The 19,758-nt window shown below is 70.9% G+C and carries 6 protein-coding genes; all 6 read left to right on the forward strand.

Annotated elements, in window-relative coordinates; all coding sequences use genetic code 11:
* The 6 genes from WS49_RS08995 to WS49_RS09020 all read left to right on the forward strand — a co-directional run bounded on the left by WS49_RS08995 (window position 1) and on the right by WS49_RS09020 (window position 19,750).
* A complete protein-coding gene (locus tag WS49_RS08995; protein WP_059526728.1) occupies window positions 1-2,211 on the forward strand; it encodes a xanthine dehydrogenase family protein molybdopterin-binding subunit in 2,211 nt (736 codons plus the stop codon).
* 462 nt (window positions 2,212-2,673) lie between these two features.
* Window positions 2,674-3,072 (forward strand): winged helix-turn-helix domain-containing protein, encoded by a 399-nt coding sequence (locus WS49_RS09000; protein ID WP_059526731.1) that lies wholly within the window; start codon window positions 2,674-2,676, stop codon window positions 3,070-3,072.
* A gap of 359 nt (window positions 3,073-3,431) precedes the next feature.
* On the forward strand, window positions 3,432-4,610 hold the full coding sequence (sctQ, locus tag WS49_RS09005) for a type III secretion system cytoplasmic ring protein SctQ (RefSeq protein ID WP_059526734.1): 1,179 nt from the start codon (window positions 3,432-3,434) through the stop codon (window positions 4,608-4,610).
* A gap of 3 nt (window positions 4,611-4,613) precedes the next feature.
* Window positions 4,614-5,288 (forward strand): type III secretion system export apparatus subunit SctR, encoded by a 675-nt coding sequence (gene sctR / locus WS49_RS09010; protein ID WP_044847619.1) that lies wholly within the window; start codon window positions 4,614-4,616, stop codon window positions 5,286-5,288.
* The gene (locus WS49_RS09015) at window positions 5,285-6,079 is read left to right on the forward strand and encodes a lytic transglycosylase domain-containing protein (protein ID WP_059526737.1); all 795 of its coding nucleotides are present in this window, start codon (window positions 5,285-5,287) and stop codon (window positions 6,077-6,079) included. The genes sctR and WS49_RS09015 overlap by 4 nt, the downstream gene beginning before the upstream one ends.
* 234 nt (window positions 6,080-6,313) lie before the next feature.
* Window positions 6,314-19,750 (forward strand): LWXIA domain-containing protein, encoded by a 13,437-nt coding sequence (locus tag WS49_RS09020; protein WP_059526739.1) that lies wholly within the window; start codon window positions 6,314-6,316, stop codon window positions 19,748-19,750.
* The last annotated feature ends 8 nt before the right edge of the window (window positions 19,751-19,758 follow it).

The raw sequence follows: 19,758 nt of genomic DNA on the forward strand, positions 1-19,758 counted from the left end.
ATGACGATCGAACTCGACAATCGCGATTCGGTGCGGCCGTCGCGCCGCACGTTTCTGAAGGCCGCGGGCGCCGCGGCCGCCGTCAGCCTGACGATCGGTTTCGAATGGGCCGGCCTCGGCCGCCGCGCGCTCGCCGCGACGGCCCGCGCCGCCGACTTCGCGCCGAACGCATTCCTGCGCATCACGCCCGACGGCGCGGTCACCGTCATCGCGAAACACGTGGAAATGGGCCAGGGCGCGTACACGGGCATCGCGACGATCGTCGCCGAGGAGCTCGACGCCGACTGGTCGAGCGTACGCGTCGAAAGCGCGCCGGCCGACGCGAAACGCTACGCGAACCTCGCGTTCGGCACGATGCAGGGCACGGGCGGCAGCTCGGCCATGTCGAACTCGTGGCAGCAACTGCGCGAAGCGGGCGGCAAGGCCCGCGCGATGCTCGTGTCGGCCGCGGCGGCGCGCTGGAAGGTGCCGGCCGGCGAGCTGACCACCGCCAACGGCGTCGTCACGCACGCGAAGAGCGGCAAGACGGCCGCCTACGGCACGCTGGTCGCCGACGCGTCGAAACTGCCGGTGCCCGACAAGGTCACGCTGAAGCAGCCGGCCGACTTCAAGCTGATCGGCCATCGCATTCCGCGCGTGGACGGGTCGGCCAAGTCGAACGGCACCGCGCATTTCACGCTCGACACGACCTTCCCCGGCATGCGCGTCGCGCTGCTGCAGCGCCCGCCGCGCTTCGGCGCGACGGTCAAGTCGTTCGACGCGACGGCCGCGAAGGCCGTGCCGGGCGTGGTGTCGGTCGTGCAGGTGCCGGGCGGCGTCGCGGTCGTCGCGACCGGCTTCTGGGCCGCGAAACAGGGCCGCGACGCGCTGAAGATCGACTGGGACGAAACGAACGCCGAGAAGCGCGGGTCGGCGGAGATCATGCGCGAGTACCGGCAGCTCGCGGCGAAACCCGGCGCGTCGGCGCGCAAGGACGGCGATGCCGACGCGGCGATCGCGGGTGCCGCGCGCAAGGTCAGCGCGACGTACGAATTCCCGTATCTCGCGCACGCGCCGATGGAGCCGCTCGACGCGGTCGTCAAGCTGACCGCGAACGGCTGCGAGATCTGGGCCGGCGACCAGTTCCAGACGGTCGACCAGGGCAACGCCGCCCGGGTCGCGGGCCTGAAGCCCGAGCAGGTTCGGATCCACACGCTGTACGCGGGCGGCAGCTTCGGCCGGCGCGCGAACGCGTGGTCGGACTACGTGGTCGAGGCCGTGTCGATCGCGAAGGCGCTCGGCGCGGACGGCAAGCCGGTCAAGCTGCAGTGGACGCGCGAGGACGACATCCAGGGCGGCTTCTATCGCCCGATGTACTTCCACAAGCTCGACGCGGGGCTGACCGCGGACGGCAAGCTGGTCGGCTGGCGCCACCGGATCGTCGGCCAGTCGATCCTCGCCGGCACGCCGTTCGAGGCGTTCATGGTCAAGAACGGGATCGACGCGACATCGGTCGAGGGCGCGGCGAACCTGCCGTACGCGGTGCCGAACGTATCGGTCGAACTCACGACCACCCAGGTCGGCCTGCCCGTGCTGTGGTGGCGCGTGGTCGGCAGCTCGCACACGGCCTATGCGGTCGAGGCGTTCATCGACGAAGCCGCGCACGCGGCCGGCAAGGATCCGTACCTGTTCCGCCGCGACCTGCTCGCGAAGGAGCCGCGGATGCGCGCGGTGCTCGAGCTGGCCGCGCAGAAGGCCGGCTGGGATCCGGCGAAGCCGCTGCCGAAGGGCCGCGGGCGCGGGATCGCGGTGGCCGAGGCGTTCAAGAGCTATGTCGCGCAGGTCGCGGAAGTGTCGGTCGACGCCGACGGCAAGGTGAAGGTCGACCGCGTGGTGTGTGCGGTCGACTGCGGGATCGCGATCAACCCCGACATCGTCGCCGCGCAGATGGAAGGCGGCATCGGCTTCGGGCTCGGCGCGGCGCTCCACAGCGCGATCACGCTGAAGGACGGCCAGGTCGAGCAGCGCAACTTCGACGGCTATCACGTGCTGCGGATGGCGGAGATGCCGAAGGTCGAGGTGCATATCGTGCCGTCGGCCGAGGCGCCGACCGGCGTCGGCGAGCCGGGCGTCGCGCCGGTGGGCCCGGCGGTCGCCAACGCGATCTTCGCGGCGACCGGCAAGCGGCATTACGTGCTGCCGTTCGATTCGGGCGATACGGCGAAGGCTTGACGGGGCGGCGAAATGCCGGCCGCGCGGCAGAAGTGCCGCGCGGCCGTTTTTTCCCCAGCGTGCGGTAGGCTCCGATGTAGGGTTCGAAGTCGGCAAAAAACCGCACCAACCTATTGATTTGACTCCGCAATCCGTCCTATTCGGGAGGGTTCGATGTTGGGTTCGATGTCGGGTTCGCCGTCCGCTCGAAACCCTGCACGATCGGCGGAAATCGCCCGCCCCACGTAACACCGCCCGTAACGCCCGTAACGTTCCCCCGGATGCTACGTAACAATCCTTCAATGTTGCTCCGACCCTTCCGAAGCGCGCCGCGCCTCCCGCGTTAAAAATTCTTTTAGATTCAAGGCCGGCGCGCCGCCAGCCCCGCCCCCGCCTCCCGTCGACGCCTGACGGACCATCCCTGGCCCGGAAGTTGCGGTACATGACCCGCAAACACTCCTTTACGGACATGCGAGGGCCAACATGGATTGCAAATACCTGTACATCGACAATATAAAAATCAACTTCGTGCGCCGCACGATCGAAATCGACAACAAAGTCGTCGACGTCACGCCGCGTGAATTCGACGTCGTCGAATTCCTGCTCGACAACATGAACAAGATCGTGCCGCGGCAAGCGATCCAGGAAGCGGTCTGGGGCCGCGAGCTCGGCGTGTCGTCGCGCACGCTCGACACCCACATCTCGCGCATCCGTTCGAAGCTGCAACTCGATCACGACAAGAACCTGCGGATCATCCCGATTTATGCGGTCGGCTATCGGCTGGTGCTGTTCGGCGCGGCCATGACGCACGTCGAGCGCCACGACGCGGCGCCGATCCTGCGCGCCGCGCCGCAGCAGGCGCTGGCTGCCGACTACGCGTAACGCGTCACGGCTCACCCGCGCGCCGCCACTGCGCGGCGCGCCGGCAAGACTCCCCACCGCGCCGCACGTCCGCCGTGCGGCGCCGCGCGGCCCGGCACACGTGCCCCGCCGCGCCACGACCGCCGCCTCCGGGCGGCGGTTGCCTTTGTGCGCGCGACGCGCCGCACGCGGCCACGCCGCCGCGCAACAGGCTTCGTAGCTCGCCGCCGCCCGCGCGGCCGGCGGATGCGCGCGACTACGGATTCCGGCGCGGCACGCGGCCAGCACCGTCCCTACAATCGACGCAGCAGCCGCGCGCCCCCTGCGCCGCCGGCCACAACAACCCGTCGAACCAACGCCGAATCCGCCCCGATCCCGCCGTGCCTGCGCTGTCCCTGACGAATGCCGACGCCGGCGACGCCGCGAACCGGGCCTCGCCCGCCGCTGCCACCCCGCCCGCCGCGGCGCCCGCCATCCCGCCCCCGCCGGCCGCGGTCGCGCTCGACGCGTCGCCGTGGCTGCCGCGCCTGTCCGCCGCCGCCGCGCGCGGGCTGTCGCATGCGTATGGCGCCACGGGCGCGGTCCCGGTCACGCTCGGCGAACACGCGTACGAGGTGCGCTGGCGCGTCGACGCCGAACCGGCCGCCGACGCGCACGCGTACCGCTTCGTCATCGGCCCGGCCGCCGGCACGCTGTGGATCGATCCGGTCGCGGAAAGCGCATGGCTCGGCGACGCGGCCGACCCGGCCGTGCCGGCCGTGATCCGCGCGGCGCTGCTCGCCGACCTCGCCGCACCGCTCGTAGCGGTGCTGCAGGCCGCGACACGGCAGCGCGTGGAACTGCTGCCGCCGCCGGCGAGCGTGCCCGCATGGCGCACCGCGCCGGCCGCGCTGCGCTTCGAACTGCGTCGCGCCGACGGCGCATGGCGCTGCCACGGCGCGCTGCTGTTCGATGCGCCGGACGCGCTCGCGGTGTTCTTCGCGGCGCCGACGGCCGCGCGGCCCGACACGCGCGCCGCGTATGCAAGCCTGCCGGTGCCGCTGGTATTCGAGATCGGCCGGACCGAGCTGACGACGGCCGAGCTGGCCGACGTCGTCAGCGGCGACATCATCGCGATCGAGCGCTGGCGCGCGCACGAGCAGAACCTGCTGTGCGTGGCGCGGGTGCCGGCCGCGCCGGCGTGGGAGATCACCGGACGGCCGTCGGGGACCCGGCTGACCGTCGAACGAATCAGGGAGATGCCTTTGGAACCGACCCGCACCGACACCCCGCCCGCCACCGCGAGCGCGCACGACGCGTCGCCCGACGATGCGCCGCGCTCGCTCGACGGCCTCGCGGTCGACCTGCGCTTCGAATTGCCGCCCACGTCGATCCCGCTCGGCGAACTCGGCACGCTGCAGCCCGGCGCGGTGATCGAACTGCAGCAAGGCATCAACCAGAGCGTGATCCATCTCGTCGCGAACGGGATGCTGATCGGCACCGGCCATCTGATCGCGGTCGGCCAGAAGCTCGGCGTGCGCGTCGTCACGCTGACGCAGCCCGCGCCGCGCGAGCGCTGAACGATGGGCAGCCTGCCGAATCCGGTCGCGCTGATCGCGGTGATCGCCGCGCTCGGCATCGCGCCGTTCGCGGCGCTGATGGTGACGAGCTACACGAAGCTCGTGGTCGTGCTCGGCCTGCTGCGCTCCGCGCTCGGGATCCAGCAGGTGCCGCCGAACCTCGTGCTCAACGGCATCGCGCTGATCCTGTCGCTGTTCATCATGGCGCCGGTCGGGATGTCGATCCGCGACGCGCTGCAAGCCCGCCACTTCGACGCATCGGGACAATTGTCGACCGCCGACATCGGCGCGCTCGCCGATGCCGCGCTGCCGCCGGTCAAGGATTTCCTGGTGTCGCACACGCGGCAGCGCGACCGCGAATTCTTCGTGCGCACCGCGACGTCGGTCTGGCCGAAGAACCGCGCGGACGGCATCAAGGACGACGACCTGCTCGTGCTGGTGCCGAGCTTCACGCTCGCCGAGCTGACGAAGGCATTCCAGATCGGTTTCGTGATCTACATCGTGTTCATCGTCGTCGACCTGCTGGTCGCGAACATCCTGCTCGCGTTAGGCATGCAGATGATCTCGCCCACGACGATCTCGGTGCCGTTCAAGCTGCTGCTGTTCGTCGCGCTCGACGGCTGGTCGCTGCTCGTGCACGGGCTCGTGCTGTCGTATCGCGTGGCGGGGGCGGGATGAGCGCGCGCGGCCCGCGCGGCGTCGTCGCGAGCCTGTGCGCGATGCTCGCGCTGACGCTCGCATGCGCGGGCATGCAGCCGCGCGGCGCGCACGCGGCGGGCAGCGCCGCGGGCTTCGCGCAGCTCGCGCGCGCCTGCGCGCCGAACGTCGATCCCGACACGCTCGCCGCGCTCGTGCGCACCGAATCCGGCTTCAATCCGTATGCGATCGGCGTGGTCGGCGGCCACCTGACGCGCCAGCCCGCGTCGCTCGACGAAGCACGCGCGACCGCAAGCGAGCTGGCCGCGCGCGGCTTCAGCTACAGCGTCGGCCTCGCTCAGGTCAACGAACGAAACTTCGCGAAATACGGCCTCGACGACACGACGATGTTCGAACCGTGCCGCAACCTGCGGGCGGGCGGCGCGATCCTGACCGAATGCTTCGCGCGCTCGTCGAACACCGGCCGCCCCGCGCAGGCCGCGCTGCGCGCGGCGCTGTCGTGCTACTACAGCGGCAACTTCACGACCGGGTTCTCGAGCGGCTATGTGAGCCGCGTCGTCGCGAGCGCGCAGCGCAACGCGCGCGAAGGCGGCGTCGAACCGATTCCGGTGGTGCGCGACATGCCGCCGCCCGCGCGACAACGGCGCATGGACGCGGCCGCGACCACACCGCCGGAGCGCGCGCGCAGGCTCGCGTCGCCCGCGGCCTCCGCCGGCGCGCCGTCGTGCCATGCGCGACCGGTCGTGATGATGTGTCGCGGATTGTCGGCGAGCCAGGCGAAGCGGCTGTGCGTGCGGTGCCTCGACCAGTGACGGCGCGCGGCCCGTTTTCCGGGGCGGGAACATCGGCCGCGCGGCCCCGGGCACGCCGCCGACGCGGGGCCGCGCGCGTCTCGTAGCGCACCGTGGCCGCGCGCGGCGGCCGGCACGCCGCGCTACGAAACGGCGAGGAGCCGGCCGCAATTCGTATCCCTACACTCGTCGGATCGCATCGTGGCGCACGTGGCGCCGTGCGGGACGCGCATCGCGCGCGTAAGGGAGACGAGCATGCTGTCGATCGACGGAATGGGACTGGGCGTCAACTGGCAACGCTTCCTGTCCGACACGCTGGACCCGGTCGTCGCGCCGCCTCCCCCGCCGCAAAAGGACGATTCGTCGACCGGCCCGGCCAACCCGACCGTGGCGCCGCCGATTCCCGTGACGGCCACGCCGTTCACCGACCCGTCGAAGCCGACCAACCCGGAAATCGCATCCGCGACGTCGCTGATCCAGAGCATGGCCGCGCAATACAGGCCGCCGCCGCCCGACATCACGGTCGAGAACGACAAGACGCGGGCGGTGCAGAAGGCGATCCAGGACGCGCAGACGCAATACGACACCGCGTCGCAATCGCTGCAGGGCGCGCAGAACGTGCTGCACCTCGCCAACCGCGACCCCGAGTCGACCCCCGACGAACGCAATGCCGCCCAGGCCAGCTACGCGAAGGCGCGTGCCGCCGCCGACGATGCGCAGCGCAACCTGAACGTCACCACCGACGCGGGCTACATGATCCTGTACGGCGAACAGGCGACGAACGACATGCCCGCCGGCATGGTGCAGTCGGATACGGGCGAAATCACGAATCCGGGGGACGCGCGCAATCTCGCCGACCAGAAGCTCGCCGCGCTGCAGGCGCTGTTCCCCGACTCCCCGCACGATCCGAACGACAAGAACTGGGCGCCGCAGGCGAGCGACTGCAAGACCCCTGTCCAGATCCGCGCGTACGACGACTGGCAGACCGCCGACGCACATGCCGCCGCGGGCGAGGCGAAATACTACGCGGATATCGCGAACTCGAATCTCGCCTATACGCAGTTTCAGTCATACCTCGCCGATCCCGACTACAAGGCGGCCGTCGACGCCGGCGTCGGGAAGCTGAACGACGCGCTCGCGCCGCTGAACCTGGCGGTGTCGCTGCCGGATGCACCGGCGTCCATGGACGCCGCGCAGCAGGCCGTCACGACCGCCGCGAAGGACGCGAACTACGCCAATGCCGCGCTCTCGGCGGCAAACGACAACGTGACGCTCGTGCAGGCGCAGCAGCAATCGGACGCGGACCACGGCAAGGAAGGCCCGACGGTCGTCGCGCCCGGCGCGATCGAGAAGGACAAGACCGCGCTCGATCGCGCGCAGACCGCCGCAGGCACGAGCAGCAGCTATCTGCAGATGTTGTCCACGCAACAGCAGGCCGACACGCTGCAGGCGAACTTCCGCGGCAAGCATGCGAGGATCGACGACGATCCGGGCGACCCGTACACGCAACTGCAATTGGCGAAGCAGCAGGCAAGCATCGCGCACGATGCGTTCGTCGTCGCGTATGGCGGATCGCTCGCGCAGCAGTACGACGACCAGGCCGCGCAGATCGAGGCGACGGTGAAGGCGACGGCGAAGCCGCCCACCATGTGCCGCGTGCAGCCGAACTGGCTGAATGCGTCGCCGCTGTTTGCGCCGCCGTGGAGCACGGCCGCGAACAGCACGGCGAACCTGCCCGGCGCGGCGCCGCTGTTCGCATCGCCGTTTTCGGCGGCGAACCCGGCGGCGAATCCGCTTGCGGGCGGCACACCGAACGGCGACACGCCGTCGCTCGGCACGTCGCCGTTCGTGACGAGCCCGCTCCAGCCCGCGCAAAGCGATGCGACGGCGAGCGGCACGGCGGACGCCGGCCCGACGCTGGCCGATGCGCAACGCCTGCGCGTCGTCGCGGGCGCGATCCGCGCGGCCGACGATCGCCTGTCCGATTCGGTCAACGAGCGCGCCACGAACGCGGCGCTCGCCCAGGCGCGCGACCTGCAATCGCAGAAGCACGACTCGCTGACGAACGTCCAGCAGAAATACGACGACTGGCAGGCGTCGCATCCGGCACCGCCGCGCTTCCGGCAAGTGGCCGACGGCGACATCCTGCCGGCCTTTTCGCCGCCGCTGCCGAACCCGCACCAGCGCGAGCTCGACCAGGCGAAGCAGGACGCGCAGAACGCGGACAACACGGTGCAGCGGCTGCAGTTGATGGGCGAACTGGCGCATCGTCAGGTGCTGATGGACCAGTTCGACGCGGGCCTCGACGAGCGTCTGCGCTACGTGACGGACGATCACTCGGACGCGTACAAGGACTACCAGAAGGCAGCGCGCGACTTCTATTCGGCGCATCACAGCGACATGTCGAACACGCTGCTCGACGTTGCGAGCGCGAACACCGGCAATGGCGCGACGATCGATTTCGGCAAGCTGAGCGACACGCAGCAGCGCAACCTGATCGGTGTCGCGCTCGGCATGTCGCCGGACGTCGGCGGCGATCCTTCGTCGACCACGTCGGTCGCCAACGACCCGCAGACGCACTTCACCAACAAGGACAAGCTGTCGGCGATCGACGGCGTGCGCAACACGCTGCTGAAGATCGGTGGCGGCGCCGGCACGCAGATCAACGTGCGGCCGATCGTGTATGCCGCGAAAGACGTCGGCATGCAGACGACCGCGCTCTTCGAAGTCAAGGACACCAAAGGCGTCACGCAGTTCGTGGACGAGACGGCCAGCACGTACCACGACATCAACGACTACATCGACAACAACGAACTGTCGTCGGACGGCACGGTCGACATCGCGACCGGCCACAACGCGGACGGCACGCTGCAGATCGTGTCGCGCGCGGCGCACCACGACAGCGGCTTCGACAGTTTCCTCAACACGTTGACGGGCACCAAGCTCAATCTCGGGATGCTGATCGGCGGGATGGTGCTCGAAGGCATCGGCGGCGTGCTCGACGCGACGGTGCTCGGCCTGCCGCTCGGCGCGACGCTGAACGTCATCGGCACCGGCATGGCGTATACGTCGATCGCCGCGACGATGACGAGTTCGGCGCTCGACCTCGCGAACCGTGCAGACCATGGCCGCAGCTTCAACCCGTTGAGCGACGCGGGGGCGCGCTCGGATTTCATCAACCTGATACCGATGGGCGCGGCGGGGGCCTCGAAGCTCGTCGGCAGCAAGCTGTTCATGCGCGGCGTCACGGGGCTGACGCGCATGCCGAAAGTGACGTCGTTCCTCCGCGGCGCCACGAAGGTCTTCGCGGTCGGGACCGGCGTGGCCGGTGCGACCGAGTCGTTCTTCGAGGCCGGGGCCGACTACCTCAGCGGCAATGCCGACGCGGGCAACAAGGCGCTCGTCGGCGGCCTCACGAACGTCGCGTTGATCGCCGCGGGCGGGCTCAAGGCGCGCGCGGTCACGGGCGTCGTCAATCGCACCGGCATCGTCGCGCGCACGACGGACGGCAAGGCGGTGACGATCGACGGCCAGACGATCCGGCAACTGCTGAACAACGGCGGCGACGCGTCGCTTGCGGCCGGCCGCAATCGCGCGACCTTCGACGGCGAGCGCGTGACGGTGTCGCACGACGGCACGCTGATGGTCGGCGACAACGTGCTGACCTATGACGGCAAGCCGATCCGCATGCTCGACAACGCGTCGCGCAAGGCGTTGCCGACGGGCGAATCCGTCGTGCTCGGCGCGGACGGAAAACTGTCGCTCGCTTCGGTTTCCGACAAGAACTGGACCAACGGCACGCGCATCGACTCGCTGACCGACACGGGTGAAAGCCTGTCGTTCGGCCCGGGCGGCCGGATGAGCACGACGCCGAAGATCGCGGCGAGAACGCGGCTCGATCTGCTCGACAGCGCGTTGCAGCAGGCGCGCGACGCGTACACCGCCGAGAACGGCGGCGAACAGACGGCACGCAGCCTCGCGCAGACGACGACGCAGGACGACACGGCGAGCGCCGCGACCGACGCGCGCAGCACGCGGCGCACGAGCGAGGAACGCGCACGCATCGACGAGCAGCGCGACGAAAGCGATGCCGATCACGCAACGAATGCAGGCAGCAACCGCCGCAGCGCCGACGCGCACGCGATGCGATATCGTCCGCTCGACACCGATACGCCGGCCGGCGCCGGCAATCGCGAGACGCCCGGGGCCGCGCGACCGCGCGTCGACGTCCGGGTCGTCGATCTCGCCGACGAGGCGCCCGCCACCCGTCCGGCGACGTCCGACCCGGCCGGCATCGCGGTACCGCGCGGGCCGCGCGCGGAACCGATGAAGATCGGCGACCGCACGGTGTACATCGTCCGCGACGGCGCCGAAGCGGACGCCCCCGCTGTCGGCGGTGTCCGTCCGCAGGACCTCGACGAACCCGTCATCGTCGTCGCGGGCGAACACGACGGGCTACTCGCGCCCGAACTCGCGAACCGCTGGCAGAAGGCCATTTATGCGGCCGCGCCCGATGCGTTCGGCACCGATGGCCAGTTGCGCCCCGATGCGCGCGTGCTCCGCTTCGACCCCGCGCCGGACACCGGGGCGGCTGCCGGCCATGTGGCCGCCGACGAAACGCCGCACGCGAGTTCGCCACGCAACCCAGGCGACGATACGGTGATCGTGCTCGCCGGCAGGCGCGGCCCGAACGAGCCTACGGTGCCGCAACCCGCCGCGACGCGTCAACCGGTGAACGCGCTCGACGGCAGGTTCAGCCCGCCGAACCGGGTGCTCGTGCTGATCCGCCCGGAACGCACCGATGCGGCGCAGCGTGCGCCTGCCCGCGACGGGACGGCGCCGGACGAATCCCGCGCGGCGCCCGCCGCGCGCGCGGACGGCGCAAAGCCGCGATCCGCAACGACGAGCGACGCCGCGGCGCTGACCGATACCGATCTCGCGGCGGCGCACCCGGAATTGACGGAAGCCGCGCCGCCCGAAGCGGCCGCGCCGGATCACCCCGGCCGGTTCACGCAGGTGCAGTTCCGTTTCGGCGGTGCGCCGCTCCCCGAGGCCGTGCAGGCGCTTGCGATGCAGTCGGCGACCCTCGTGACGCAACTGCGCATGCTCCACGACGCCGGCTGGCGCGTGAAGGTCGGCAAGCGAGGCGGCGGCAGCTACATCGATCCGCGCAGGCGCCGCATGACGATCGACGGCGCGCTCAAGGATCCCGGCAGCATCACGTACACGCTCGCCGGCGAGGCGCGACAAGCGGTGGAAGCGATGCACGGCGTGCTGAAGCCCGACTACGGCGATCGCGGCCGCTTCACGCGCAAGGCCCTCGAAGCGGAGGCGCGCGCGCAGATCAACGCGTTCGAGGCGCGCTACGAGATCGCCCTCTCGAGCGGCGTCGACATCGCCGAACACGCGCATCTGCCCGAAGGGATCGCGCGCGAGGGCGTCGACTGGCAGCGCACGTCGGGCGATTACACGGGAACGGTCGGGCGGCTCGCCGACCTGTTCGCCGATGCGCCGGTGTCCGGGCGTGACGGGCAGACCTTCAGCGCGTTCTACGACGACGTATGGGCGCACCAGAAGCGCCGCGGCGGCATTCCGCGCCGCATGCCCGCGCCGCGCATGCACGCCGCCGGCGACGCGCCGGACGGCAGGCAACACCTCGACGCGCGCACCGCGTGGAGCCACGCGCATGCGGTGCTCGCGTCGCCGTTCGGCGACGGCCGCCCGGTACCCGACGCGGCCGACCTGCACGCGCACCGCGACGGGCACACGGCGCGATTGCCGGATCGCAACCTCCTCGTGCTGCACGCGGACACGCTGCCGGACGGCACGCTGCTCGTCGACGGCGAGCCGGCCAATGTGCACGAATACACGCTCGCCCAGGCGCCGTGGAGGCTGGTCAAGGACGCCGACACGATCGTGCTGTCCGCGAAGCACGGCGGCAATGAAACCGCCGCGCGGCTCGCGAACGTGTTGCAGCGCGCCGTCTACGCGCCGCCCGAGCGTGCCGTCGGCGACGACGCGGCCGTGCTCGACACGCGCGTGTTCCACCGCTTCGACCCGGCGCCCGCGGCGCCGCACGCCCTCGGCGAACTCGCGGCCGACGCCGAGGGCGTCCATCTCGCCGGCGATCCGGGCACGCGGATCGACGTCGAGCACAACGTCGGCGCACTGCTTGGCGCGGGCGCGCGCAAGACCGCGTTCGCGCTCGGCGACGACGCGGCGCTCGTCACGGTCGATCACGGCCCCACGCCGTTGGCGCCGCGGGAGGCGCCCGAATCGCTCGACGCACGGCGCGCGGCCGACGAGCAGCTCGTGAACGCCGAACGTCAGGCGCTTCAGGAACTCGAAGCGCTGGGCATACGCACCGTGCAGCTGCACGGTCCGTTTCGCTCGCTGGGCGGCATCGTCTCCGCGCTGGTCCACCCGCTCGGCGTGTTCCACAGCGACGCGTTCGCGACAGGCGCCCTGCCGTCCTACATCTCGCGCGCGGGAATCCAGAACATCCTGCGGCTGCACGATGTGCTCCACCAGTCCGGCATCGGCTTCGACCTGCAGGGCATCTTCACGCGCTCGGGCGACTTCCTGGTCAGCGACCCCGGACGGATTCGCCGCGACGACTACGGATCGCACCAGATGTCGCTGTCGCGGCTCGCGGAAATCGAGCGCGGCGTCCTACGCTGGCTCCAGTCGAATGAAACCGGCACCACGCTCGCGCAACGTGACGGAGCGCTGCCGCCCGACGCGTTCGTGCAGAAGCCGTCGCCGATCATGCGCGTGCGGATGCGCGTCGGCGGCGTGCCGCTGCCCGACGCCGTCACCACGCTCGCGCTGCAGTCGGACACGCTCGCGGCGCAATTGCGCATGCTCGACGCCAACGGCTGGCGCGTGCGCGTCGGCAAGCGCGGCGGCGGCAGCCGGATCGATACGAAGCACAGGCGCGTGACGATCGACGGCGCGCTGGCCGACCCCGAATCGATGACGTACGTGCTTGCGCACGAGACCAAGCATGCGGTCGAGGCGATCGAAGGTACGCTCGGGCTCGACTACAGCGACCGCGGCCGTTTCTCGCGGACGGCCTTCGAAGCCGAGGCACGCGCGCAGATCAACGCATTCGAGGCACGCTACGAAATCAAGCTGACGAGCGGCATCGACATCGCCGCGACGGTGCGGTTGCCCGATGCGCTGCAGCGCGAAGCCGACGCGTGGCAACCGTCGACCGATCCCGCCGTCGCCGTCGCGCGGCTCGCCGATGCGTTCGCCGATGCGGCTGTGTCGGGCACCGGCGGCAAGACGTACACGACGTTCTACGGCGACGCGCACGCGCGTGCGAAGGCACGCGGCATGCGCGCGATGCCGGCGCCGGAAACACGCGCCACGCGCGGCGACGCGAACGACGGGCCGCACACGATGCGCGAGATCCAGGCGCAGCGTGCGGCGTGGTCGCAGACCAACGCGGCGCACGACGCGTCGCCGTTCGGCGCCGGCGGTCCGCCGCCGCTCGACACGCTGTCGTTCCTGCGCGACGGCCGCACCCTGATCGATCCGGTCACGCGTCTCGCGATCGTGCCCGCCGAGACGCTGCCCGACGGCACGCTGCTCGGCCCCGACGGGCAGCCCGTCGATCCGCACACGTTCACGCTGCTCAATCCACCGCCGTCCGACCCGGGCTATACGACGATCCTGTCGGCGCGGCATGCGAACGATGGCGCGGCCGCGCAGCTCACGAACCTGTGGCAGCGCGCGATCTACACCGCGCATCCGGACGCGGTCGGCGCGGCGGGCGCGTTGACCGACCTGGCCGGAATGAACCGCTACGTGCCGGCCGCGTATCGCCAGCCGTCGCTCGGCGAGCTGTCGGTCGACCCCGTGCACGGCCACCTCCATCTCGGCGGCGATCCCGCCAGGCGCGCCGATCCGGCGGATTTCCTCGGGCCGGTGCTGGGCTCGGGAGCGGACAAGACCGTGTTCGACGGCGGCGCCGGGCAAGCGATCGGCGTGTACCGCGACGACTCGGCCGACGGCGTCGCCGACGCCCATGCGGCGGTCGATCTCGAACAGAGCGGGCTCGCGATGCTGCGCGACGTCTACGAGTTACCGACCAGCAGCACCGACGGGCCGTTCACCGTCGGAAACCGCGTCGCGGTCGTGCTGAAGCCGTCCGCGCAGCTCAGCAGCGTCGACGTGGAGCTCGACATCGGGCTGCCGAGCGTGGTGTCGGGCACGGGTCTGGCCGACCTCGAGCGGATCCGCCGCGTCACGCAGACGCACCATCTGCTGTACGACTTCCAGGTGCTGTTCGGCCGCAACGGCGACGTGATGCTGCACGATCCCGGCCACCTCCGGCCCGGCGCCGACCCGGACGGCAGCGTACTCGGGCGAATCGACGAAGTCGCCGCGAAGATCCACGACGGGATCGCGACCGGCCGTATCCGGCTCGCGCATCCGGCGTTCGTCGAAGCCGGCGCGTATGCGCCGCGGCCCGGCGCGATCGGGCGCGTCGTCACGACCTTCCGCGGCATCGTGCTGAAGCTGCACGCACACGCGCTGGCCGCGCGTTCGCCGACGCTGCGGGCACAGATGCGGCTCGCGCGGTGCGACGGGTGGAAGGTGAAGCTCGGCGCCCCCGGCGGCGGCCAATACGTGGACGCGGCGCGGCGCGTGATCGTCCTCGACGGCAACACGCGTCGCGCCGGCACGCTGGTGTTCGCGCTCGCGCACGAGGCGCAGCACAGCGTCGACATCTCGACGGACACCCTCGGCATCGACCGCAGCAGCCCCGAAGCGTATGTGAGGAGCCTGCTGCTCGCGGAAGCGCGTGCGCAACTCAACGCGTGTCGCGTGCGCGACGAAATCCTGGCGGCGGGCGGCCCCGACATCGCCGCGCACGCGCAACTTCCGGACGCGCTCGCCCGCGCGGCGGAGCACGCGTTCGCGAGCGGCGACGAGGCAGCGCTCGATGCGCTCGCCGATACGTTCGGCGACATGCGCACGTCGCTGCCCGGCAAGCCGACCTATCGCACGCTGTACGCCGAGCAGGCGCGCGCCGAATTCGCCGGCCGGCCGGCGCCGGCGAAGCTCGCGGCACCGGCGCGCGGCGGCGCACGGCGCGGCCGCTACGCGATCGACAGCGCGGAAATGACGCGCGCGCGCGCGTGGCTCGACGAACGCGGCATGCGCACCCTCAGACGCGTCGACGGCACGCATGCGCCGTCGCTGCGCGCACTCGTGCGGCAAACCGGCGTCGATACCGAACTGCTGATTGCGCGCGCCAGCCCGGTGACGCCCGACGCGCCGCCCGAATTCGTCGCGTCCGCGCGCATCGATGCGAACGGCGCGATCAAGCCGCCGAAATTCGTCGGCAACACGCTGACGCAGGACGAACGGGAATGGCTCGGGGCCGCGCTGGACACCGCGCTGGACGCGGCCGATCCGGCGCAGGCCGCGGCCGCCCGCCAGGCCTTCGCGTTCCATGCGTCGCCGGTGTCGCTCAACGAACTGCGGTCGCTCGGCGGGGTCGCGAAGATCGAGCCCGTGCGCGACGGCAAGCCGGTGACGTTCACGCAGCCCGGCCGCGTGACCCACCGCTACGTCGCCGCGATCGTCGCGCTGGACAATACGAAGCACTACCGCAGCGCGCACAAGGCGATCGCGGCGGCCGCCGAGTCCGACACGATCTACGCGGTCGACCAGGCAAGCGGCGAGATTCGCGGCCACGCACGCTACGACAGCAGCCATGGCGTCTGGCAATACCAGGAGAACGCGCCCCTGGCGCATACCCGTGTCGCGCAACGGCCCCTGGCCGGCGCGTACCCGCGACGTGCGCAAGTGCGCGTGCGGCCGCACGGCAAATCGCACGGCGTGCCGCTCACGCGCGCGCGAGCGCGCGGCATGACGTTCGCGGTCAGCAGCATCGCCCCGTCGACGCTCGAACGGATCGGCAACCGCTTCGATCCGGTCAAGCCGCCGAAAGCCGGCAAGCCCGACAAGCTGCCGCGGCCGGGCCTGCGCTATCTCGGCCATCTGGGGCTCACGAGAACGCTGAACGCGCCGCGCCGCGTCGCCTTGCTGACACGCAACCGCGCCGCCGCGGTGCTCGGACGCGGGCGCACCGGCGCCGCCCTCCCCGCCGGCGGCACGCGCGCGGCCGATCCCGCTACGCGGCTGTTCGAGAAGAACGTGTTGCCCGCCGGCAAGGACGCTGCACTCGATTTCAGCGGCCACAACGCCGTGCACCTGCTCAGCGTCGCCGAATTCGGCGGCCTCGAGGCGGGCAAGCATCACATCTACGTCTACGACACCGCGGAGCCGCTGACCGACCGGCTCGACGCGCCCGAGGGCATGCTGGTGCCCGACGCGAACGGCAAGCTGACGTGGCACGACCCGCACACCCCGTCCGCGCCGGGCGTGCCGCTCGAGTCGTCGCCGATCGGCGACGGCCCATACGGCGCCAACGTGCATCTGCTGCTGACCGAACTGACGCCCGCCGAACTGGCCGCGCATGCGCGCGGCACACGGCTCGCGGCGCTGACGCGGCGCCTCGCGCACCTCGAAGCGATCGAACGGGACAAGTCGCCCGGCACGTTCGCGTCGCTGCGCACGTGGGCGAGCCAGCAGGCGCGTGACGCGCGCCGCGCGCGCAGCGCGCTGAAGAAGCAGATCAAGACCGAGAAGGACGCTGCCAAGCGTCTTGGCCAGCCCGTGCCCGCCAACCCGAAGCTCAGGATCAGGCCTTACCAGCCGTCGCTCGTCAGCGCGACGCTCGTCGAATGGAAGCGCCTGTATGGCGACGGCAACGTGTCCGGCCTGTTTGCGCACCTCGAACGGATCGACGCGCTCGCGAAGCGGGAACGCGACCCGCGCCTTGCGTCGCTCGAGCTGATCGACACGCCGCCCGATGCGCCGCCGCCGGCGATGATGGCCGACGCAGCCGCGTGGCGCGGCACCGGCATGCCGCTGTACGTGGCGCGCGACTGGTCCGGCGGCGGCGCACGCTATGCGCCGGTGCCGTTCTGGAAGCGCGCGCAGCGTGGCCTGAGCACGGCCGCGGCCACCGATCGCGCGCTGCGGCGCGCGTTCCTCGGGACCAGCGAGGCATTGCAGCACCGCATGGTGCCGATGAGCCGCGCGCACCGGCTGTCCGACGATCCGGCGCCGTTCGTCCGGCAGATTGTGCGCAACGGCGGCGTGATGCCGGTCGTGACAATCCCGATCGATCCGCACACGCTCAACGCCACGCGCGGCGCGAAGCACGACCCGGAATTCGTCGGCGACGTGAAATCGATCGGCAACCAGAAGACCGCGAAGATCGACTACTGGGAAGGCACGATCACCGGCGAAAACGGCGCCGTCATGCATCTCGACGACCTGACCGAGGCGAATCTGCATCGGTGGCTCGACGCGGCATCGCAGGCAGGTTTCCTGCTGCGCCTCGAAATGGCGCCCGCACGCGCGCTCGTGTCGTCGGAGGACAACCGGCATCTGGCCGGCACCAACGATGGCTATCACCATCACGCACGCCTCGGCGAGCTGCTCGAATCGTGGGCCGACGCGCACCCGGGCGCCCCCGCGCCGCACGTGATGGTGACGTTTCACGGTTGGGATGCCGTGCCGGAGCCGGTGCCGGGCGCTGGTCATCTGGCGCTCGTCAACTCGCTGCTCGACCGGCCGACGCTGAAATGGGTGCATGTCGGCCTGTCGTACGCCACGCACGGCGCCGACTTCATCGCGAATCAGGAACTGACGACCGCGCTGGCCACGATGCTCGTCGACCGCGCGCAGGCGGAAGCCGCCGCGCGGGCCGGCGCGAAACCGGTCGAAAGCACGCTCGAGCGGTTGCACGGCTCGGATGCGCTGACGCGCGTGTTCGAGCGCGTCGACCGCGCCACGCTGGCGGACCAGCACCAGATGCTGCTGGCCGAAATCGAGCGGATCGGCCGCGCCAGGGGCCTGCCGCCCGACGCGATCGCGGCCTTGCGGCAGGGGATCTACGAAGGCAACACGACGCGGCTGCTGAATCGCGCGCGTTACGCGACGTCGACGTTCGCGACCCGGGCCTGGGCGGCAAACCGGCAATCCGCACCGAAGGCGGACGCGCCGGGACGCAAGTTCACCGAGACCTGGCTGGCGAGCGTCGGCGCGCGGCTTCGCGCACCCGGCCAGGACACGACGCTGCGGCCCGGCCAGAGCGGCCCGGCGCCGCTCGCGCCGTGGCGCGAGATCGTCCGGCAACCGGCACTGATCGTCGACGACTCGCTGCCCGTCAGCGACAGCCGGCTCGTCAGCGCGCAGGCGGTCGCGCACGTCGCGGCGGACGATCCGCTCGCCGCCTACGCCGAACTGAATGCGCTGCGCCTGCAGCAGGTGGAGCGCTCGTGGTCGCTGCTCAACTGGAAGAACGTGCTGTCCGGGATGGTCGGCATCGGCGCCGGCGTCGCCGTCCATCACATCGGCCTCACGCCGACGAACTACAAGCAGGCGGCCAATACGACGTTCGTCGGCGTGCGGACCGGCCGCCTCGTCCAGGCGTTGCATCAGGACACGCTGCGCGCGCTGCAAAGCGGCGATCCGCGGCTCTTCAACCATGTGATCGACCGCTTCATGAGCGGCCTCAACAACCAGTTGTCGGCGCACCGGATGCACGAGGACCAGCGTCGCGCGTCGCTGATCCGGCTGGCGGACGAAGGCCGCGCGAAGATCAACCTGCAGCTCGAACTGCATCGCAGGCAGTCGCTGCCCGCCGACAAGACGGTCGAATATACGAAGCTGATCGCGAACGACATGGTCCAGCAGATGCAGGGGGTGCTGGCCGGCACGTCGATCCAGCAGCTCCATCACGGCAATCCGCGCCGCTTCCTCGGCAAGGTCGGCCGCACGGCGGCGATCGCCGGCTACGCGAGCCTCGGCGAGCTGTCGCTGCATACGCTGCTCCAGGATCCTTCGCTGGTGCCGTTCCTCGGCACCGCCGGCGCGCTGCTCGGCCTCACCTACACGGGGCTCGTTCAGGCGAGCGCGTTCACGCACCTGAGCATCGAGCGGCGCAGCCGCGTCGTGCGCTTCATCGACACCGCCTCCGACCTCGCGAGCATCGCGGGCGGCTACATCGGGCCGTTCGTCGGCTCGGCGCCGACGATTCACGCGAACCTGCCGATGGCGATTTCGTCCTTGAGCTCCGCGACGCTGCTCGCGCTCGCACGCACCGACACGCATTTCCCGAACCTGACGAAGCGCGTCACCGGCAAGATGCCGACGATCCTGCTGCTCGCGCCAATCGGCATCTACGTCGGCAACTGGCTCTATACGGCGTTCGGCGGCAGCGGCAGCGGCAAATCGACGCCGCCGACGGGCTCGACGAAACCGCCCGGCCCGCCGGCGGGGCCGCCGTCAGGCACGCACGTGCACGCGGCGCCGGCGACACCGGCAACGCCGACTGCCCCGTCGTCGGGCACATCGAGCACGCCAAGCACGTCCAGCGCGCAGCCCTACATCGTCGTCGAAGGCGATTCGCTGTGGGTCATCGCCGACCAGCATCGTCAGTCGCTGCTCGATGCCGCGCATGTGTCGCGCGCCGATCAGCAGACGATGACGCGCGGCGAACAGGATGCGCGCGCGCTGAACGAGATCCTGCAGCTCAATCCGTCGGTCGCGCACGATCCGAACCGCCTGTCGATCGGCACGCCGCTGATCGTGGGCTGAAATCTGCG

The sequence above is a fragment of the Burkholderia sp. RF7-non_BP4 genome (assembly GCF_001521935.1).
In the GTDB taxonomy this organism is placed as follows: Bacteria; Pseudomonadota; Gammaproteobacteria; order Burkholderiales; family Burkholderiaceae; genus Burkholderia; species Burkholderia diffusa.